This is a genomic window from Psychromonas ossibalaenae ATCC BAA-1528 (assembly GCF_000381745.1).
Lineage (GTDB): Bacteria > Pseudomonadota > Gammaproteobacteria > Enterobacterales > Psychromonadaceae > Psychromonas > Psychromonas ossibalaenae.
In genome coordinates this window covers 1-20169 of the sequence record NZ_KB907013.1, presented here as the reverse complement: position 1 = coordinate 20169, position 20169 = coordinate 1, and the positions used below count along the sequence as shown (strand labels likewise).

22 protein-coding genes and 1 rRNA gene are annotated in these 20169 nt (G+C 41.8%); 10 read left to right on the top strand and 13 right to left on the bottom strand.

Going from position 1 to position 20169, the window contains the following annotated elements; genetic code table 11:
• Window positions 1–67 precede the first annotated feature (67 nt).
• From G327_RS0118310 to G327_RS26605, 3 genes are read left to right on the top strand one after another with little or no spacing between them, the layout of a single operon-like run.
• Complete coding sequence (locus G327_RS0118310; RefSeq protein WP_019616262.1) at window positions 68–1630, top strand: bifunctional metallophosphatase/5'-nucleotidase; 1563 nt, start codon at window positions 68–70, stop codon at window positions 1628–1630.
• A 39-nt stretch (window positions 1631–1669) separates the two neighbouring features.
• Window positions 1670–3058: a hypothetical protein gene (locus G327_RS0118305; RefSeq protein ID WP_019616261.1), complete on the top strand. Its 1389-nt coding sequence runs from the start codon at window positions 1670–1672 to the stop codon at window positions 3056–3058.
• A gap of 45 nt (window positions 3059–3103) precedes the next feature.
• Window positions 3104–3271, top strand: a complete 168-nt coding sequence (locus tag G327_RS26605) for a GntT/GntP/DsdX family permease (protein ID WP_019616260.1) — start codon at window positions 3104–3106, stop codon at window positions 3269–3271.
• A gap of 42 nt (window positions 3272–3313) precedes the next feature.
• On the opposite strand, the gene hemW is transcribed toward G327_RS26605, so the two are convergent.
• The 7 genes from hemW to G327_RS0118265 form a co-directional block, all read right to left on the bottom strand.
• A complete protein-coding gene (gene hemW / locus G327_RS0118295; RefSeq protein ID WP_019616259.1) occupies window positions 3314–4456 on the bottom strand; it encodes a radical SAM family heme chaperone HemW in 1143 nt (380 codons plus the stop codon).
• A 71-nt stretch (window positions 4457–4527) separates the two neighbouring features.
• Window positions 4528–5130 (bottom strand): RdgB/HAM1 family non-canonical purine NTP pyrophosphatase, encoded by a 603-nt coding sequence (rdgB, locus tag G327_RS0118290; protein ID WP_019616258.1) that lies wholly within the window; start codon window positions 5128–5130, stop codon window positions 4528–4530.
• A gap of 31 nt (window positions 5131–5161) precedes the next feature.
• A complete protein-coding gene (locus tag G327_RS0118285; RefSeq protein ID WP_019616257.1) occupies window positions 5162–5602 on the bottom strand; it encodes a DUF4426 domain-containing protein in 441 nt (146 codons plus the stop codon).
• A 25-nt stretch (window positions 5603–5627) separates the two neighbouring features.
• Window positions 5628–5921, bottom strand: a complete 294-nt coding sequence (gene yggU, locus G327_RS0118280) for a DUF167 family protein YggU (RefSeq protein ID WP_019616256.1) — start codon at window positions 5919–5921, stop codon at window positions 5628–5630.
• Window positions 5921–6463, bottom strand: coding sequence for a YggT family protein (locus tag G327_RS0118275; RefSeq protein WP_019616255.1), 543 nt, complete (start codon window positions 6461–6463; stop codon window positions 5921–5923). Before G327_RS0118275 ends, yggU begins: the two co-directional genes overlap by 1 nt.
• Before the next feature lie 31 nt (window positions 6464–6494).
• Window positions 6495–7319 carry a pyrroline-5-carboxylate reductase gene (gene proC, locus G327_RS0118270; protein ID WP_019616254.1) on the bottom strand — a complete coding sequence of 275 codons (825 nt, stop codon included), beginning with the start codon at window positions 7317–7319 and terminating at the stop codon, window positions 6495–6497.
• A gap of 14 nt (window positions 7320–7333) precedes the next feature.
• Entirely contained in the window at window positions 7334–8032 is a 699-nt protein-coding gene (locus tag G327_RS0118265; RefSeq protein ID WP_019616253.1) for a YggS family pyridoxal phosphate-dependent enzyme, read from the bottom strand.
• Between the two features lie 20 nt (window positions 8033–8052).
• On the opposite strand from G327_RS0118265, the gene G327_RS0118260 reads away from it, so the two are divergent.
• The 3 genes from G327_RS0118260 to yaaA all read left to right on the top strand — a co-directional run bounded on the left by G327_RS0118260 (window position 8053) and on the right by yaaA (window position 11078).
• Entirely contained in the window at window positions 8053–9087 is a 1035-nt protein-coding gene (locus G327_RS0118260; RefSeq protein ID WP_026339434.1) for a type IV pilus twitching motility protein PilT, read from the top strand.
• Window positions 9088–9098: 11 nt separating this feature from the next.
• Entirely contained in the window at window positions 9099–10214 is a 1116-nt protein-coding gene (locus G327_RS0118255; protein ID WP_019616251.1) for a PilT/PilU family type 4a pilus ATPase, read from the top strand.
• 90 nt (window positions 10215–10304) lie between these two features.
• Window positions 10305–11078 carry a peroxide stress protein YaaA gene (yaaA, locus tag G327_RS0118250; RefSeq protein ID WP_019616250.1) on the top strand — a complete coding sequence of 258 codons (774 nt, stop codon included), beginning with the start codon at window positions 10305–10307 and terminating at the stop codon, window positions 11076–11078.
• Window positions 11079–11171: 93 nt separating this feature from the next.
• Here yaaA and G327_RS0118245 read toward each other — a convergent pair whose 3' ends face one another.
• From G327_RS0118245 to G327_RS0118235, 3 genes are all read right to left on the bottom strand, one after another.
• Window positions 11172–12701, bottom strand: coding sequence for a hypothetical protein (locus G327_RS0118245; RefSeq protein WP_019616249.1), 1530 nt, complete (start codon window positions 12699–12701; stop codon window positions 11172–11174).
• A gap of 322 nt (window positions 12702–13023) precedes the next feature.
• Window positions 13024–13830, bottom strand: a complete 807-nt coding sequence (locus G327_RS0118240; RefSeq protein WP_019616248.1) for a Cof-type HAD-IIB family hydrolase — start codon at window positions 13828–13830, stop codon at window positions 13024–13026.
• Window positions 13818–14909 carry an alpha/beta fold hydrolase gene (locus G327_RS0118235; protein WP_019616247.1) on the bottom strand — a complete coding sequence of 364 codons (1092 nt, stop codon included), beginning with the start codon at window positions 14907–14909 and terminating at the stop codon, window positions 13818–13820. Before G327_RS0118235 ends, G327_RS0118240 begins: the two co-directional genes overlap by 13 nt.
• A gap of 108 nt (window positions 14910–15017) precedes the next feature.
• On the opposite strand from G327_RS0118235, the gene G327_RS0118230 reads away from it, so the two are divergent.
• Window positions 15018–15242, top strand: a complete 225-nt coding sequence (locus G327_RS0118230; protein ID WP_019616246.1) for a hypothetical protein — start codon at window positions 15018–15020, stop codon at window positions 15240–15242.
• Window positions 15243–15315: 73 nt separating this feature from the next.
• Here the strand turns inward: G327_RS0118230 and G327_RS0118225 are convergent, their stop codons facing one another.
• Entirely contained in the window at window positions 15316–17037 is a 1722-nt protein-coding gene (locus G327_RS0118225) for a proline--tRNA ligase (RefSeq protein WP_019616245.1), read from the bottom strand.
• A gap of 160 nt (window positions 17038–17197) precedes the next feature.
• Between G327_RS0118225 and G327_RS0118220 the strand changes: the two genes are divergently transcribed.
• Complete coding sequence (locus tag G327_RS0118220; RefSeq protein ID WP_019616244.1) at window positions 17198–17752, top strand: rhomboid family intramembrane serine protease; 555 nt, start codon at window positions 17198–17200, stop codon at window positions 17750–17752.
• Here the strand turns inward: G327_RS0118220 and tsaA are convergent.
• Together tsaA and rcsF are read right to left on the bottom strand one after the other, a co-directional pair.
• The gene (tsaA, locus tag G327_RS0118215; protein WP_019616243.1) at window positions 17733–18437 is read right to left on the bottom strand and encodes a tRNA (N6-threonylcarbamoyladenosine(37)-N6)-methyltransferase TrmO; all 705 of its coding nucleotides are present in this window, start codon (window positions 18435–18437) and stop codon (window positions 17733–17735) included. The genes G327_RS0118220 and tsaA overlap by 20 nt on opposite strands.
• A gap of 2 nt (window positions 18438–18439) precedes the next feature.
• The gene (rcsF, locus tag G327_RS0118210) at window positions 18440–18823 is read right to left on the bottom strand and encodes an Rcs stress response system protein RcsF (RefSeq protein WP_019616242.1); all 384 of its coding nucleotides are present in this window, start codon (window positions 18821–18823) and stop codon (window positions 18440–18442) included.
• 85 nt (window positions 18824–18908) lie between these two features.
• Between rcsF and gmhB the strand changes: the two genes are divergently transcribed.
• Together gmhB and G327_RS0118200 are read left to right on the top strand one after the other, a co-directional pair.
• Window positions 18909–19466, top strand: a complete 558-nt coding sequence (gene gmhB / locus G327_RS0118205; protein WP_019616241.1) for a D-glycero-beta-D-manno-heptose 1,7-bisphosphate 7-phosphatase — start codon at window positions 18909–18911, stop codon at window positions 19464–19466.
• A 505-nt stretch (window positions 19467–19971) separates the two neighbouring features.
• Window positions 19972–20169 (top strand): 16S ribosomal RNA (locus G327_RS0118200); the annotation flags it as partial.

Genomic DNA, 20169 nt, shown 5'->3' with positions numbered 1-20169 from the left:
CAGTCACATTTATACGGTCACTAATTAGTAAGATGCACAAATGTTTCCCTTCTAGAATGAGATCGTCATGAATGCACCCAAACTAAAACCAATTTTTATTTCTTTGTCATTAATCGCTGCGACTATAGCAATGCCAAGCTGGGCTGAAATAAAAGAAGTGACTCTATTACATACTAATGATATTGAAAGTGTATATGATCCGGTTGAGGCATTCTGGAATGACGACATCGAAAAAATTGGCGGCATTCCATACTTAGCTACTTTAATTAAGAATGTTCAGAGTGAAGAAGGGACAAGTTTCTTGTTAGATGCTGGTGATATTTACACTGGTGCTTTATCCAAAAAATCGAAAGGTAAGCTGCCGTTCGATCTCTATAGTTCAATGGGCTACGATGTCATTGCTTTAGGTAATCATGAGTTTGAGTATGGCTGGAAGTCACTCTTAGATACCATGCCGCGCGCCAGTTTTCCTGTATTAAATGCCAATATTTTTCACGAAGCTTCTGACACTATGTTTTCTCAGCCATACACCATCCTGGAACGTGATGGTATACGAATTGGTGTGATTGCTGTGATGGGGAACGATGCCTTTTATAACACGATGTGGAAAGGTAACCGTAAAGGTCTAACTATCAAAGATCCGACCGAGACAGCTCAAAAATGGGCTGATAAAATCCGTAGTGATGTCGATATGATCGTAGTGCTGACCCATCAGAATAAGACCGCACCAATGCAGACAGACAAAGAAGCAGATGCAGAGGTACAACGCGGCTTTGATGAAGATTATGCTATGGCAGGCAAGTTAAAAGGTGTCGATGTTATTTTTGGTGGTCATTCAGATAATGGACTGGTTGAACCCGTTGTTCACCCCGATACTGGTACTGTTATCGGGTTGACATTCGGACAAGGCATGCACCTTGGCTATACTAAGTTCACGGTTGATACTGAAAAGCATGATGTTAAATTCTTAAGTGGAAAATTAATTCCTGTTGAATCAGCTAAGTTAAAACGAAATGAAAAAGCTCATCAACTTATCCAGCAAGTGCGTGATGATTATCCTGAGCTTGCAGACGAGCTTGCAACGATCGATAAAACAGCTTCTCGTAGTTACTACCGAGAATCAAATATTGGTAATCTAGTTGCTGATTTTATGCGCAAAAGTGCCGATGCCGATATTGCAATGATTAGTTCAGGCAGTATTCGAGTTGATCTAAATAAAGGTGTTGTAACTCGAGAAAATGTGATGAATGTATTTCCATTCACCGACATACTAACGGTAGTTGAATTGACTGGTGAGAATATTAAAGAGCTGCTTGAATACAGCTTTACGCTGCCTTATGGTTTAGCGCAGTTCTCCGGTATTAAAGCTGACTATGACAGTACCAAGCCAAAGCAGCAGCGTTTACTTAACTTAGCTATTAACGGAGAACCTGTTTCCGACACTCAAAAATATACGGTTGCAACTTATTCGTATGCCGCAAGTGGAGGAGATGGTTACACTGTCTTTAATAAAGGTACGACGTTATCTACTGGTGATTCTGTAACTCAAGTACTTATTGACGGCTTTAAGCAAAGTAAAAACATCAAGGTTCCTGAGCTTGGTCGACAAGTTGATATCAGCCGTCAATAAGGCGTAAAATCTGTCAGTGGTTGAATGGAAAGTTAAACAATGAAAATAGAGTTTAATGGGTGTAAAACATTTAACTGCATCAATCTAGCTAACCCTGACTTATCGATTTACAAACGCAGTAGTCAATTAGGCTTTGACTCATACCAATGCCCTGAGTGCGGGGCATTCACGCCAGTTTTAGATAATAAATCAATTATTGAATTAACAGATCAAATATTAGAATCCAGGCGAGCGTTGAAAGTACTGCATTGTCCAAAATGTGTAGAAGAAACGCCCGCTCAATTATATGGGAAAACTAAATCTGGCACTCAAAGAAGAAGATGCAGCCAATGCGCGACAGTATTTAGTTTATTAAATCCAGAGAATATTTCTCTGAAACTTCAGCCTTTTCTTGAGGCATTAATCGAAGGAAATTCTCCTGCCAGACTTCATCATCATTTGAGTATTAACAGTAAAGTTTTTTATTCTCGGTTAAAGCAGCTGGCAGATATATTGAATCAGGTCAGCACCTTACTGGTTACTGAATTTTTAAATTCCAATATGCAGACAACGCTCCATACAGAAAGTCATGTTACAGAGCTTCGCTCAGGAGGAAATCAAAAATTTGGATTGAAATGCTGGGGACTGACAACTGCTGAATGTCAATATGGCTTTCAAATTCTTTATTGTGACAACCTGTTGTTAGATAAACAAAATGTAACTGGTCGATACGATTTAGACAGCGTAGAGCAAGTGAGTAATAACCATGACGGGTCATTTTCTCATGTTGCTGCTACTTACAGTAAGATTTTCTCTAGACATAAATTTGATGAGCTAGCCTACGCCTGCCAGGGCGAAAGTCAATCAAGAGAAGGGACATCTCTGCGGCCCGTGTATGCGGCTCATGCTCACTTTAAGGTGCTGCAGAAATTACTCCCAGCAAACAAGCATTACCGTCTTTTACTTGAACATGAGAGCTTCTTGCGTGGTGCTTCAATCACTCATCTTGCGGATCGAGTAAAGCTGCTGCAATGTCACCTCTATTATCTATATGTAAGACCATCAGAACTACTTGATCCTATTCCTATAGAGAAACAGAATATTGGCTGGTGGAATGAGAGTTGGCTGAAGATGACCTTCCAGTGCCAGGCTAATTACTGGGATATAACTATTTGTCCGTTAACGGAAGGCGAAATACCAGAGTTCAATGTAATCCGGGGTGATTGGAATTTAGACTTTTTGCATCACTTCCATCAGTGGCTGCCAAAGTCTTATCAAAAAACTATTTCACATAAAATCTATATACAGTGGTTTAAGATTTTTACCTATCTTTATAATTTCTGCTATAGCAAAAAAAGACAGCGTATTTTTACGTCGCAAGATGTGGACTTTAAATCAGTTGAAAGCTTAGTTAAATTTATTAATGAAACGACGATAAGGAAGAGCTGAACTGTACTTGTTTGCTAAGGGGATAGAAAATGAGTTCTTTTTGTTATGTTAAGCACCTGCAGCTCTATGGTTCTTTCACTGGTGAGCGATTCAGGTTTCTGGTTAGCTAACCAGTACCTTGGTCTAACTGAAAAGCAGACACTGCAGACCTGGGCTGTAATGGAAACAATCACCGGTACAACAGGTGCGGTGGTGATCTCTTTATTCTTATAACCTAATCGCACCGGGGGCATGTGACCTCGGTGCGGATAAAGTTTAATCCATAAACATCTCGAGCAGCCCATTAAGATATCTGTGCCCCAGCGTGGTTATCTGCCAGCAGTTTTGCTTTTCTATTAACAGCCCTTTGTTAACTGCCTGCTGCACAGGTTTGCTAATACTGTCGACAGTCAAACCTGTATAGTCTTCAAATTCGCTGAAGGGAATATCTTCAAATAAACGCAGGCGGTTCATCATATATTCAAACGCTAGATCTTCTTTATCAACCACATTCGATTCATCTAAAAACGGACGAGATCTGTCTAAGTAGCCTTTAGGGTGTTTTATTTTACTGATACGGGTTATTTTATTTTCCAGCGGCAGAGTAAATTTACCGTGTGCGCCGCAGCCGATACCGATGTAATCGCCAAAGCGCCAGTAATTAAGATTATGCTGGCATTCAAAACCTTGTTTACTGTAACCTGATATTTCGTACTGTTGATAACCGTTAGCAGCGAGAAGCTTTTGTCCCTGCTCCTGAATCTCCCATAATAGTTCATCTTCAGGCAGTTTCGGCGGATGAGAGAAGTATTGGGTATTCGGCTCAATGGTTAGTTGATACCAGGAGAGGTGCGTGGGTTTAAGATCAATTGCGGTCTGCAAATCTTGTAATGCATCGTTAAGTGTCTGGTCGGGCAAGCCATGCATAAGATCTAGATTGAAGGTTTTCATGTTCACTGCATGTGCCTGTCTGGCTGCTGTTTTAGCTTCCTCTACACCATGAATTCGACCTAGCCGGGTTAGTTTTTCCTGTTGAAAACTCTGTACCCCGAATGAGAAACGGCTGATCCCCGCTTTTTTGAAATCAGCAATTTTCTGGTTTTCAATGGCGCCGGGGTTGGCTTCTAAGGTGATCTCTATATTTTCTTTAAAAGGGATCTTTTTCTTAATTTCAGTTAATAACCAGGCGATGCCCGATGCTGATATTAAGCTTGGTGTGCCGCCTCCGATAAAGATCGTTTCCAGAATTCTGCCTTGTACATAAACCAGATCATTACTTAAATCATCTAACAGGGCCTGCAGGTAATCCTGTTCGGGAATTTCACCGCGTAATTTATGTGAATTAAAATCGCAGTAGGGGCATTTTTCAATACACCAGGGAATATGGATATAAAGACTAAGCGGCGGCAGCTGGAGCATAAGAAAACCTGTTGTTCTATCGGAAAAGGGAGGGGATATAGTTCCTACGCTCTGCGCAGGAACTTGGTTAATTAAGCCAGCTGTTCCTTCAGCTGCTCAACTAACATTTTTAATGCTTTACCGCGATGGCTGAGTTGGCCTTTACGCTGTTTGCTCAGCTGGGCTGAGCTTGCCTGCTCACTTTCAACCCAGAATACCGGATCATAACCAAAACCGTTCTCCCCCTGGATGGATTCAGTAATACTGCCTTCCCATGTGCCCTGGCAGATGATCGGAGTCGGATCCAGTTCGTGACGCATATAGACTAATACACACTGAAAACGCGCACTGCGCTGTTCGCTGCCGATACCTTCAAGCCTGCTTAAAAGCAGATCGATATTTTCCCGGTCAGTGGCGTTTTCGCCGGAAAAACGCGAAGAATAAATACCCGGCTGACCGCTTAGAAAGTCTACTTCTAATCCCGAGTCATCGGCAATCGCCGGTAAGCCGGTTACTTTAGCCGCATGGCGCGCTTTAATGATCGCATTTTCGACAAAAGTTGTGCCCGTTTCTGGTACTTCTGAAACGTTGAACTGACTTTGCGGTAGAACATCGATTGAGAAGCTGTTTAATAACTCGCTCATCTCTTTGACTTTGCCTTTGTTACCGGTGGCTAATACCCATTGCTTTTTCATTTTGTTTTCCGCTTATTTGTTTGTTAACTGTTTATTCGACATAAAACTTGTGTTGAAATTTTAGTGTGCTGGTTTTATCTGCTGTTTTTATTTTAATGTTAAAGTTTACAATTTCTTCATTTGTAAAAGGGTAGACCGCTATATAATAAACGGAATCGCCGCTTTTAATTTCTTTAAACTGCAGCTGTTCTGTCTGACCTAGCAGATTTTTTCCCGTGCCGGAAATATCTGCGCTAAGTGCTTTTAATGAAGCTTTCTTATCCAGTACTGAAATATTAATCAGACCGCGGTATTTACTGCGTTCAATACCGTTCTCTTTGGCGACAGCCGGCGGCAGGAAGGTTGACGGCAGGGCGATATAATGAACCTGTAAATTAGAAAATTCCTGGAATTGTTCTGCGCTGCTCGAAGCACTGAAACTCAGTAAAACAGCAGCAAAAAAGATCTGACATAGTTGTTTGATTTTGTACATGGCTGTTCCTTATTGTTTTCTGTTATCAAAGCTCACCGGTAAGAAAATCAGGTATCTGTCTGGGGCTTTTAATACGCACTAATTTATGGCGGTTTAACGCGCCTTTTTCAACGATCACGCCGCCTTTAGGCACTTTGAACTGTTTACTTAAAAATTTTATTAAATGGATATTCGCTTTGCCGTCAACTGGAGGAGCGGTAATAGCCACTTTAAGTTCATCTCCTAATAATCCGACAAACTGATCGCGGCTGGCTTTGGGTTGTAACACAAGGCGAAGCAGAATATCTTCGCCCTGATACTGCAGATAAACTGCGGACATTAAAACAGTTTGCTTAGCAGATCGTTCACTAGGATTTCTAAGAACTGTAAACCGACGATAACCACAATCATCGATAGATCAAGTCCGCCGATAGGTGGAACAAAACGACGTACTGGAGATAATAAAGGCTCGGTCAGCTGGATCATTACAGCTTCAATCGGATTATGGCCGCGGCTTATCCAGCTTAAAATTGCACGTAGGATTAAGACCCAGAAGATCAGTTTAAAGACGGCTGTTAATAAGATAACCAGTCCGGAAATAAGCACCATAATCGGGTTAAATGAAGCGCCGATAACCAGACTTAATGCGACAATTTTCAGGGCTGCAACGGCAAATGCAAAGACAATGGTTGCACAGTCCCAGCCGCCTAAACTTGGAATTACTCTGCGCAGAGGTCCAACAACGGGCTGCGTCGCTTTTACAATAAACTGACTGAAGGGGTTATAAAAATCTGCACGTGCAACCTGCAGCCAGACGCGCAGCAGAACGACCATGATATACAGATCAAACAGGGTGTTAATTAAAAATGTTACTGAATTCATAAAACTCTCTCTCTGGTTATTTCCGCTAGGATTAAAATAATTTTTCCATCTCTGCACCGCGATCCGAAGCCGCCTGCATCGCTTTAGCAACTGTTTCACTTAAATCTAACTCGTAAAACGTGCGTAAAGCTTCTGCGGTAGTGCCGCCTTTTGAGGTGACATTTTCACGCAGGGTTGCAAGGTTAATATCCGGGTTCTGCTTGACCATTTCAGCGCTGCCGAGTGCTGACTGTAAAACTAATAAACGTGCCTGTTCCTGATCAAAACCCATTTCGACAGCTTTTGCCTGCATCGCTTCCATAAACAGGAAAAAGTATGCGGGTGCTGAGCCGGACGCCGCGATCACCGCATTGATCATGGTTTCATCTTCAACCCAGACTGTTTCGCCAACTGCCTGCATTAATTCACCGGCAAAGATTCTATCTTCAGTATTTACCTGCGCTGAAGCAAATAAACCTGTCATGCCTTTTTGTAATAAAGCCGGCGTATTAGGCATGGTGCGGATAACCGCAGTATCTTCTCCTAATAAGGACTGTAAGCGCTGTACTGAAATACCGGCCGCAATAGAAATAACCAGTTTATTGCTGAAATCGACGCCCTGTTCAGCTAATGCCTGGCAGACCGTTCCCATAATCTGCGGCTTAACCGCCAGAACTACAACATTGCTCCAGTCGGCAGAAGCTGCATTATTCTGACTGCCTTTAACTGCATGTAAGGTACTTAGTTTTTGTGTGTTTTCGATCGTCGGATCACATGCACAAATAAAGTCTGCAGGGTAACCGTGTTGAATTAAGCCGCTGATAATACTGCCGGCCATATTACCAGCCCCGATAAAGGTAATTTTTTTATGTAGCATTTTGTATCCTCTGATTAACTTCTTGCGCCGAAAATATCGGTACCGATTCGAACCATGGTGCTGCCGCAGCGGATGGCACTGTTTAAGTCTGCACTCATTCCCATAGACAGAGTATCAACATCCGGATAAAGCTGCTGAAGTTTCTGGTAGATGATATGGAGCTCTTTAAATTGATTTTCAAGCCGTTCGTTATCGCTGGTTTTTTCTGGAATTGCCATAATACCGCGTAGTTTTAAACGTGGTAGTTCACTAACTTGTGACGCCAGTTCAATAACTTGCGATAAAGTAGTACCCGACTTGCTCTGTTCTCCGCTAATATTAACCTGCAAACAGATATTAAGCTTGGCAAGTTCAGCTGGACGTTGGTCATTTAAACGCTGCGCTATTTTTATACGGTCAACACTCTGCACCCAGTCAAAATTTTCTGCCACCGGGCGGGTTTTATTGGACTGCAGCGGACCGATAAAATACCAGATTACAGGTTCGTCAAAATCATCATCTAAGCGGATCTGTTGAATTTTTTCTACACTTTCTTGTACGTAGTTTTCGCCGAAATGGCGTAAACCAGACTGGTATGCTTCTTTAATCAGGGCGGCAGGTTTGGTTTTACTGACCGCGAGTAATTGGATTTCATCAGCATTACGTTGTACTTGCGTCGCTGCATGAACTATTTTTTGTTTAACGCTTGTTATTTGTTTAAAAATATTAGTCATCATAAATAGGATTTTAAATTATGGATATCACAGAATTATTGGCTTTTAGTGTAAAGCATAACGCGTCAGATCTACACCTTTCTGCAGGAGTTCCTCCAATGATCAGAGTAGATGGTGAGGTGCGTAAGATAAATGTGCCTGCATTGGAGCATAAAGAGGTGCATAGTCTTATTTATGACATTATGAATGACAAGCAGCGTAAAGACTTTGAAGAACAGTTGGAAACCGATTTTTCATTCGAAATTCCTGATTTAGCACGTTTTCGTGTTAATGCATTTAACCAGAAACGCGGTGCCGGTGCAGTATTTCGTACCATTCCAAGCAAAGTCTTAACATTAGATGATTTAGGTGCTCCGGATATTTTTAAAAAAATTTCTGAATTTCCGCGCGGTCTGGTACTGGTAACCGGCCCGACAGGCTCCGGGAAGTCAACCACTTTAGCTGCTATGATTGATTATATTAATGATTCACGCCATGAACATATATTAACCATTGAAGATCCGATTGAGTTTGTACATGAAACTAAAAAAGCATTGATTAACCAGCGTGAAGTGTACAAAGATACGCTGAGTTTTGATAACGCATTAAGAAGCGCGCTGCGTGAAGATCCCGATGTAATTCTAGTAGGGGAAATGCGCGACCTGGAAACTATTCGTTTAGCGCTGACCGCGGCTGAAACCGGGCATCTGGTATTTGGTACTCTGCATACAACCTCTGCCGCTAAAACTATTGACCGTGTAATCGATGTATTTCCTGCTGCTGAAAAAGGTATGGTGCGTTCCATGCTGTCGGAGTCATTACGCGCCGTTATTTCGCAAACGCTGCTTAAGAAAAACGGCGGTGGCCGTGTTGCTGCTCATGAAATTATGATGGGTATTCCTGCCATCCGTAACCTGATCCGCGAAGATAAAATTGCACAGATGTATTCTGTTATTCAAACCGGAATGGTGCATGGTATGCAGACCCTTGACCAGTGTTTACGTAACTTAGTAAGTCAGGGGGTTGTTTCTCATGCCGATGCCGCTCAAAAAGCGGCTGATCCAAAAACATTTTAAGGAGAATACAGATGTTAAATAAGCTGTTAGCCAAGGCTGTTGAAGTGAAAGCCTCTGATTTGTATATTTCTGTCGGCCTTCCTCCTACGCTGAAAGTAAACGGGCGTTTAGAGTCATCTACTAAAACCCCGCTGAGCTCGGCGGAAGTTTATGGTTTACTAAAGGATGCCATGGGCGACAAACGTTTTGCTGAATTTGAGGAAACTAAAGAAGCTAACTATGCACTGCTCTCTTCTAATGCAGGACGTTTCCGGGTCAGCGCATTTATGCAGAAAGAAGAGCCGGGTATGGTTATTCGCCGCATTGAAAGCCATATTCCCAGTTTTGAGGAGCTCTATCTGCCGGAGCAGTTAAAAGAAACCTGTATGGCACAGCGTGGCTTGATTTTATTTGTTGGTGCGACGGGAACGGGTAAGTCTACCACGCAGGCTGCTATGATTGGTTATCGTAACCAGAATGCTTCTGGTCATATTATCACCATTGAAGATCCGATTGAGTTTGTTCATGAGCATAACCGTTCGGTGATTACGCAGCGTGAAGTGGGGATTGATACCGATTCATTTGATCTGGCTTTAAAAAATTCATTACGTCAGTCGCCGGATGTTATTCTTCTAGGTGAAATTCGTACTCAGGAAACCATGGAGTTTGCTCTAACCTTTGCTGAAACCGGGCATTTATGTATGGCAACACTGCATGCTAATAATGCCAACCAGGCACTGGAACGTATTCTGCATTTAGTCCCCAAAGAACGCCATCGCCAGTTTTTATTTGACCTGTCGGTTAATTTACGGGCGATTGTCGCTCAGCAGTTAATTCCAACCGTTGACGGGCAAAGCCGGCGGGCTGCATTTGAAATTTTATATAATACCCCGACAATGGCGGAAGCGATTCGTACCGGTGAGCTTCATCATCTTAAGGATATTATAAAAAGTTCAACTGAACACGGTATGCAGACATTTGATCAGGCACTGTTTAGCTTGTACGAAAGAAATATTATCGGTTACACTGAAGCACTGGCGCATGCTGACTCGTCAAATGATGTTCGTCTGATGATTAAACTAAATTCAACGTCAGGCAAGAACCCGTTAGACTCCGGCATGCTGGATGATGTTACGTTAGATTATTAATTTCTGTTTCGTTATGTTCTGGCAGCATTAATAAGAAGTGGCAGAAGCCGCTTTTTTATTACCCGTTATTTAATCCTGATAGGACTCACTATGTTAGTTGTACTTTCTCCGGCTAAAACACTTGATTATGAAAACCCTGCACCTTTTCCAGCATTTTCTCAACCTGAGTTATTAACTGAAAGTCAGCAGTTGATCAGCCGTTGTGTGCAGCTGTCGATGCAGGATATTGCTTCTCTGATGAAAGTCAGTGATAAAATTGCCGGGTTAAATGCCGCGCGCTTTGCACAGTGGCATACTCCGTTTTCTTTAGATAATGCAAAACAGGCGGTATTTGCATTTCAAGGTGATGTTTACAGCGGTTTGCAGGCACATACTTTAACAGAACAATCGTTAAATTATGCGCAGGAACATCTGCGTATATTATCTGGCTTGTACGGCCTGTTAAAACCGCTGGATCTAATGCAGGCATACCGCCTGGAAATGGGCACTAAATTAGACAATAAACGTGGTGCTAACCTCTATCAGTTCTGGGGTTCAATTATTACAGATACATTAAATGCAGCCTTGAGAAAACAAGGTGATAACCTGCTTATTAATCTGGCTTCGAATGAATACTTTAAATCGGTAAAGAAAAAAGAGTTTGCCGGGCAGATCATTACACCTGTCTTTAAAGATCAAAAAAACGGGCAGTATAAAATTATCAGCTTTTACGCTAAAAAAGCACGCGGGTTAATGGCGCGTTATATTATTGAGCATCAGTTAACTGAATTAAAGCAGTTACAGGCATTTGATGTGGACGGTTATTATTTTGTTGAAAGTGAATCGACAGCGACTGAGCTGGTGTTTTACCGGGACGAAAAGTAATAGCCAAGGCATAACTCAAAGCTGGAATATAGGTAAAAAAATGCAGCTCTCGTGAGGTGAGCTGCATTATATATAAGTGCTTTATACAGAGAACTACATTTTTATCGGGAACCAGTTGGTTGGTGTTCCCTGATTAAATAAAACCACGCCGGTGGAGTAGGCGCCTTTATCGACACTATTTAATTCGCTGGTATGAATCGGGTAGCTGATACCGTCAAAGTCTAACTTCAGCCATTCTCCGTTCTTTTCTGTGAGCAGACTCTGCCATAAATAATGCTGACTCTGTGCAACTATGATCGGGGCCTGAATACGCGATACGCGGCTTGAGAAACGGTAACCTTTTTCTGTACCTTCAAATATCAGCATTTCACAACCGCTTTTAGAACACCAGTCAAGCAGTACAACCGCATCTTTAATACCGTCTCCGTTAAGATCGAATTTTACTGAACTGAATTTGGTATTCTTAGGATCGGTGCGGTGAATCTTGAAATATTGATTAACTGCTTTCTGCACCTCTCGATCCACTTCCGGCTGCGGGCCGATTCGCTGTGAAGTAAAGGTACGTTTTATACTGTTATCTATAATCTCTACATCACCTTCCGGCGCATTCATTTTATTAAATATTAGGCCGGAAGCTGCAAACTCTGTGATGATATTATTGGTATTTATTCTAGAGCTGGCCAGGGTTAACCCTGAACGGTTGAAATTTATCTCTTCACGTATTTGTTTATTCTCCCTACGGGTAAGCATGATAACCACGCGATCCGGAGAGTTGCTTTTCCAGAATCCCGTTTTAGTGGTGCTCTGCCCGCCGACCGTTTCTTTATATTCAACGGTATAATTGGAGTTTAAAGTTAAGTCAGTCGTTTTAGATTCTGTTTTATTTAAGTAAAAACCTGTGAAGACCAGGTCGCTGATCGGCCAGCCGGGTTCTCCGCAGCCGTTGAACTCTCCCCAGACAGTATCTACTTTGGTGGTATATCCCCAGTACTCTTTGTTTTTTAAGTTATAACAATGCCCCGGTTCGATGGTCAGTTTTAGCCTCTGACCCTGTTCGTTGGTTGTGCTTATATTATTAATCTGTGTTGTTCGAAAGTTTGAATGTTTGACGTTATAAGCCTGGTTTCTTGCTTTTGTGGCAAAAAACAGCTGCTGATCATTAATATTGAGGCGCCAGTAAGGATCATCACCATTGGCGTTAAACAGGAATGTATCAACGGGTTTGGCGCACTGCAGTGAAGCTTTCGCTAATGCCATATGATGTACGCGGTCAATACGCATGGCGGCATCTGATTTTTTATCACCTTTCGCAGGGAAGATAATTTCACCGGTGAACTCGACATAAACAGGAGTGTATTTTGAGGCTGAGATCTGCTCATATATATTTCGAAGTGTGAAGTTGGCATCTACGGGAAATTCTTCATTGGTATCACAAGCTTTAAAGTAACCTTTGCCGTCTCCTAAGCTGAGCTGGCCTCTAAAGTTACCTTCCAGGATTTTTGCAAACTCTTCTCTAATAACCTGTTTTTGTTCGGGTTCTGGTTTCGGTTTTTCCGGTGGTGTTGAGCTGCAGGCAACAGTAAGAAAAAGCGGAACACTTAGTAACAAGCTAGATATACGCATAAAAAACCTTATTTAGAAAACAGTAAGCGGCTGATAAACAATGCTGGTATGCTGAAGTATAACAGCGGTTTTTTATATTTCACTATCAGAACGGTTAACCGTGAATTATTTATGGGAATAAAGCTGTAATTGATGATTTACTTAGGATTTTTGGGCCGCAAAATACGACTGTTAACTTGTTTTGTTTGTGAACCAGTGCTGCTCCTGTTAATGAATGAAAACAACCAATGGAGGGAGTATTTGTAGATGATTTTCTGTTGTGAACATGCCCCGTATTTCAGGTGTGCAGAGACGCTGCACACCTGAAAGATTAGCAGGTTATTCAGCAGTTATTCTGCTCAGATAAAATTTTATTGATCATGACTGCTACACCGTCTTCTTTTGATGATAGGGTCAGCTCTGCATTAGGTAATGCCCGACGTAAAGCTTTCTGAGAATTTGCCATCAGCACGGGTTTAGCAACCACACTGAGCATTTCCACATCATTCATGCCGTCTCCGAAGGCCACTGCATCAGAAAGCTGCAGGCCTTTATCCTTTAACACCGCTTTAACTGCTTCTCCTTTATTGGTGCTGGCATGCATTACTTCTAAACATTTCTCTAATGAGAAAGTAAGGTTAACGCGCTCACCGTAACGGGCGTTTAACTGTTCATAAATAGGCTGTAAGAGTTCCGGCTCTGCCCAGAAGAACATTTTGATGGTATTGCTTTTATCCAGTGCGCTTAAATCTGCGGCTACACAGTCAAAGCCGGCTTCTAATCCCATGCCGTCCAGTTCTTTTATGCGGTAATTTGCGTACCAGGTGTGATCGGTAAACAGGTTTATCTGTACTGCGTCATCAAACTTTGTATCACAAATCCCTTGTGCGATATCACTGTCTAGGTTCTGCTGATGAATAATCTGACCTTCGCGGTTATGTACTCGAGCGCCGTTTGAAGTAATTAAATAGATCGGTATGTCGAGTGATTTTTGCAGGCTTTTCGCTTCGATGTAATGTCGGCCTGTGGCGATAACAAATTTATACCCTTCATCAACCCAACGCTGAATACTGTTCTTAGTGTTAGCAGAGATCCTATGATCTGCGCCCAGTAATGTTCCATCAAGATCTGAGATAGCTATCTTGTACATGTCAGTTTACCTTGTTGTGATTTGTTTAAAAACTGCAGAGCCTGGTGTAAAGCCGATGCCCGGTACTGGTCTGCTTCTAATAGTATTTCATGTTTTGCACCGGGAATATTAATAAATTGTGTCGAGGCGCATTCTGTTATGTTCTCATAAAACTCATTCTGTCCCTCTGCCGTGACGACTGAGTCGTCGCCGGCCTGTATCACTAATACCGGGACAATAATTTTTGCAGCATTTTTTCTTGCCTGTTGAGCTGCATTAATGCTTTCTGCAACCCAGCGCATAGTTGGAGAGCCTAGCTGAGTTTCCGGATACTGCTCAAAGGTATTAAATGCAGAGTTAAAGCGTGATTCACTTGAGGTTAAGTCATTATCGATAAAGGATTTCTGCTGATAAGCGCTGCCGCCGAAAATATAACAGGGCAGATCACTAAACCAGCTGCATATTTCAGCGCTGCTGTAGGTAATTATCTTTGCAATACTCTCCGGAATGCCGCCTAAATCGATAGAAAACATCGGACTGAAAAATACAGCTGCCTGAAATGGATGCTGATACTGCAGCAGATACAAAGCACTAATTGTGCCGCCCATTGAATGTGATAGCAGATAACTGTGCTGGTACTCTTTTGGCAAATCAAGTGACAGGATATAGTTATCAAAATCAACAATATAATCCTGAAACTGCTCGATATGGCCGCGATGTTTGTCGCCGCCTAAGCGCTCTGAAAACCCCTGGCCGCGATGGTCAATTAAATACAGATCATAACCTTGGCTGCTCAGGTCGTAGGCAAGCTCTTTGTATTTTAAGATGCTCTCGTTACGCCCCTGGCTAATGACAATCGCTTTGTTATTACCTGTTTTGATGCTGACTGTGTGAACATCTTTATTATCAACACCGGAGAAATAACTCGTTTGAGCATTTTTTTCCCAAAAACTATTTATTGCCGAATTAAAGTTTTCATCAAGCTGCTTTTCGCTGCTGAGCTGGAAAGAGTTGTTAAGCATATTGGCGGCCGCAATAGTAACTGCACTGAGGGTTAGGCAGGAAAAAAACAGTAGTATTGAGATTTTTAGCATTTTCATTGATGAAATCCCAGTTATCTTACTTTTAGATTTAAAGATTGCCATTCTAATGAGATTCTAGTGAAATGAAAGCATCTCATCATTTATAAGTTCAAAGGAAGAATATTAGTGAAGAAAAAATTTAACATTCATCTTGATGCTGTTTTAGTGCTGGTTATCTTATTCTGCGGCTTAATTAGTTTAACTGTTTTTCAGCAGTCGCAGATTAATGATCTGACTGTAGAGAATCAGAAACTGCAGTGGAAGGGGGTTGAGAATAGTTTAAATCTGGATTCGCAAAAAAACTATATCAAAAAGCTTGAGACGCAGATCAGCAGTGCAAATATTCAATAGAGTTTTGTTCATTTTATAAAAAAGCCGGTAGTAAATACCGGCTTTGTCTTTTTATCTGTTTGTTTACCTGAAATTAAGCAAGTTTAGCTTTGATGAAGTCGATAACTTCTTCAATCTTAACTTCCTGCTTCTCGCCGGATAAACGATCTTTATATTCGATGACCCCATTATCCAGACTGCGGTCACCGATAACTAGTGTATGTGGAATGCCGATTAACTCTGCATCTGCAAACATAATACCCGGACGCTCTTTACGATCATCAAACAACACTTCAATACCAGACGCCTGCAGTTCTGTGTAGTATTTCTCGGCTAGTTCAGCAACGCGGTGTGATTTTTTCATGTTCATCGGCACGATAACCACGGAGAACGGCGCAAGTGTATCATTCCAGATGATGCCGTTTTTATCATTGTTCTGTTCGATAGCAGCTGCAACAATACGGGAAATACCAATTCCGTAACAACCCATAGTCAGCATCTGGTTTTTACCCTGCTGGTTAAGTACTGCAGCATTCATTGCCTGGCTGTAAGTATCACCCAGCTGGAAGATATGACCGACTTCGATACCACGTGCGATAGCCAGCGTACCTTTACCACAAGGGCTCGGATCGCCTTCAATAACATCACGTAAATCAGCAACTTCATAATCGCTGATATCACGATCCCAGTTAACACCGCTTAAATGTTTGCCGGTTTCATTTGCGCCGCAGACAAAATCAGCTAGTTTTTCAGCTGAGCGATCTACAATAGTACGGATAGTCAGGCCTTTAGGACCGATTGATCCTGCATCACAATTAGCGGCATCTTCAATCTGCTGTGCATTAGCAAAAGTTAGCGGGCTGGCAATACCTTCAATATGTTCTGCTTTGATTTCGTTAAGGTTGTGATCGCCGCGTAATACAAGTGCAACAACCGGTGCCTGCTGGCCTTCTTCAGCACTTCCTTCAACAAGCAGTGTTTTAACGACTTGAGCTGCTTCAACATTTAATGAAGCACAAACTTCTTCAATAGTGTGTACATCTGGGGTGTCAACAACAGATAGTTCAGCGGCTGGTGCCGGACGGTCAAATGCTGGAGTCAGTGCTTCTGCTTTTTCAACATTCGCAGCGTAGTCACTTTCATTTGAGAATACGATTGCATCTTCACCGCTTTGTGCAAGCACGTGGAATTCATGTGAAGCACTGCCGCCGATGCTGCCAGTATCTGCAATTACCGGGCGGTACTCAAGACCTAAACGTTCAAAAATACGACAGTACGCATCAAACATACCCTGATAAGTTTTTTCTAAACATTCTTGTTCCAGGTGGAAAGAGTAGGCATCTTTCATGGTAAATTCACGGGCACGCATAACACCAAAACGCGGACGCGTTTCGTCACGGAATTTTGTCTGAATCTGGAAAAGGTTTAACGGCAGCTGTTTGTAGCTGTTTACTTCTTTACGAACCAGTTCCGTTACCACTTCTTCATGAGTAGGGCCTAGAACGAAATCACGGGTATGACGATCTTTTACGCGTAACAGTTCGCCGCCGTATTTATCCCAGCGTCCGGTTTCTACCCAAAGATCTGCAGGCTGAACAACCGGCATTAAGATTTCAATAACACCTGCACGTTCCATCTCTTCACGTACGATATTTTCAACTTTACGTAAAACACGTAAACCAGTCGGCAGCCAAGTATATAAACCTGATGCGAGTTTGCGGATCATGCCTGCACGTAACATGAGCTGGTGGCTGACAATTACCGCATCACTTGGTGCTTCTTTTTGAGTTGAAAGTAAATAGTTGGTGGTACGCATAGAAATCCTTAATTGGTCACATCAGTATAAAATAAGGGCTGATTTTAACAGCGGAACCTCCACTTCTAAAGGTTTCTTATGTTATTTATAAATATAATTTAATTTTACTGCTGCTATCAGTTACTTTGTCTTTCTAAATGAAGAATTATAAGGACTAAAAATGAAACGAAATCTACTGGCCGCTAAATACAGTTTTTTCATTATGCTGCTCTGTTCTGCGGTTTTTGTATTAAATGCTTTATTACCTTTTAATATCAATCAATGGGGAATAGTGCCGCGCTCAAGCGGGCATTTATCCGGTATTGTATTTGCACCTTTCCTGCACGGCAGCTGGCAGCATCTATTGAGTAATTTTGTGCCCTTTGTGATATTCGGCGGACTGATAGGTTTACATAATGTAAAACGATTCTGGGTATTGTTTATAGTACATATTGTCAGTACCGGTCTATTAGTGTGGTTATTTGCGCGCGGCAATAGTATACATATTGGTATCAGCGGGGTTATTTATGCTTTTTGGGGATATCTGATTGTCTATGGGTTGGTGCGTAGAAAGTTTATGCATATTCTAATTTCATTGGTCACGCTGTTTTTTTACGGCGGACTGGTATTTGGTGTATTACCAACAACCCCGGGAGTCTCCTTTGAAAGTCACCTGCTGGGAGCGCTTGTCGGGGCATTGAGCGGTTATTATTTTGCTAAATCCGAGACTCGATAGAAAGTACAGTTGTAAGCTGGCCTTCATTAACCCAGGAGATATTAAAATCGAGTAGATGCACTGCGTAGACTTTACTGTCTGGTTTATTTTTTTTATAAGCAGGGCGAGGATCCTGCTGTAACACCTCGATAATCAGCTGTTTTAATTCAGGCTGGCTGTCTTTATAGAGCCCAATGTGCTCCTGGGCTTGAACTGAAAACTGCACGTCCATCAGAGATTCAGGAGTCTGCTGAGCAAAACCCGCTGACGCATGTAGTTTTGCATCTGCATAGGGGATATAAGGTTTGATATCCACAACCGGGGTGCCGTCAACTAAATCAATATTACTCAGCTGCAGATAAATCTTGCCGTTTTCCTGTTTGATACCATGAAATTCAACTAATGATAAACCAATAGGATTAGGCCTGCTGGGAGAGCGGGTGGCAAAGACCCCCATGCGTTTATTGCCGCCAAGACGGGGAGGACGAACAGTGGGGCTCCAGTCATTCGTTTGTGCATTCTTATGAAAAACAAAAACCAGCCATAGATGACTGAATTCATCTAACCCGTTAAAAGCATTAATATCATCATAGGGAGGCAGGATCTCAAGCAGTGCTTTAGCGCTGGGTACTAATCCGGGCTGACGCGGTACGGCAAATTTCTCTTTATAAGGGGAGTGAAGCACCGCAATCGATTCAAATGTCATGATTATTCATCTGCAGGTAAGGTGACATCGAGGGCTCTGGCGTAACATATAATGTTTGAAACACAGGCTGCATCCTGCTCAAAAGTGATGCAGGACTGAAACACAATACCGTTAGCATTTAACTCCGCTGCTTTTATACGTGCATTTGTTCTAGCTTGTTTGATATCAGCCGGACGATCTATTTCCTCCTCCTGACAACTGCTGCCTTCAACTCCTGCTATATATACATAATCCAGATTATCTAATTGAGGTTTTTCATAAACGATTACTTGTGAGGGTTTAAAATATTCGTCGAAGTTATCTTTGTCTAAATTAGAAGAAAATTCAAAATTACTGCAGGCGCTTAATAATAAAGGAGTGCAGAGAACAATAAGAGAACGTTTCATAAGAGACTCTTTATAAATAGTAGGAGATAGAGATGAGTGGCATAATAGCATTTTTTAAAAGACCTGAAACAAAGAAGGAAATAATATGACAGTAACTAATGGAAAACGTGCAGTTTTTCTTGATCGTGACGGCGTAATGAATGTCGATAACGGTTATGTTGCAAAAGTTGATGATTTTGAATTTATCGAAGGCGTTATCGAAGCATGTCAAAAACTTAAAGAAAAAGGTTACTTGTTAGTTGTTATTACTAATCAGTCCGGCATTGCTCGAGGTTATTTCTCTGAACAACAGTTTCATACATTAACGGAATGGATGGACTGGTCATTAGCGGATAGAGGCGTTGATTTAGACGGCATCTATTATTGTCCTCATCATGCTGAAAAAGGTATCGGTGAGTTTAAAATTGATTGTGACTGTCGTAAACCTAAACCGGGTATGCTGCTTAGTGCAGTTGAAGAACTCAATATAGATGTAAGCAAATCACTATTAGTTGGAGATAAAGTATCAGATATCCAGGCAGGGATCGCAGCCGGGGTAAAAACTAACTATTTAGTAAAAACAGGCAAAGAGATAACGGCAAAAGGCCAAGAGCTTGCTGATGCAGTATTTGACGACCTAGCTGCAGTTGTTGAACAATTATAAAAACGAATAACTTTGTGGATAACTACCTCTGTTCTGTGGGTAAGTTGTTTGCAAGAGAGGTATAAAAATTAATTGCAAAAATAACCCGTTTTTGTGCAATAAATACTTGCCAATGAACGCGCAATCCCTATAATGCGACCCCACAGACACGGGCTTCAACGCCAATGACTGAGAACGAAATAGGTAGCTTGTTAATAACGTTAAACGTTGATTAACAAGAAAATACTGTTGACATTGTTCGCTGGTGACGTAATATCGCACCTCGCCGAAAGGCACGCTCTTTAACAATTTAATCAAACAATCTGTGTGGACATTCATTGTTGATGTGATTTCAAAAAAAATCATAGTAACTTTTCACTTCGTGAAAGAGTTACATTATCAATAGTAGTGACACACGAATTAATTCATTAATTCAGAATAACCAATCACTTCGGTGATTAGTTTTAGTCAGTAATATTGAGCTAGGTTCTCTTTTTCTTACGAAAAAGAAACCGCATTAAACTTTAAATTGAAGAGTTTGATCATGGCTCAGATTGAACGCTGGCGGCAGGCTTAACACATGCAAGTCGAACGGTAACAGAAGGTAGCTTGCTATTTTGCTGACGAGTGGCGGACGGGTGAGTAATGCTTGGGAATTTGCCTTGTTGTGGGGGACAACAGTTGGAAACGACTGCTAATACCGCATAATGTCTACGGACCAAAG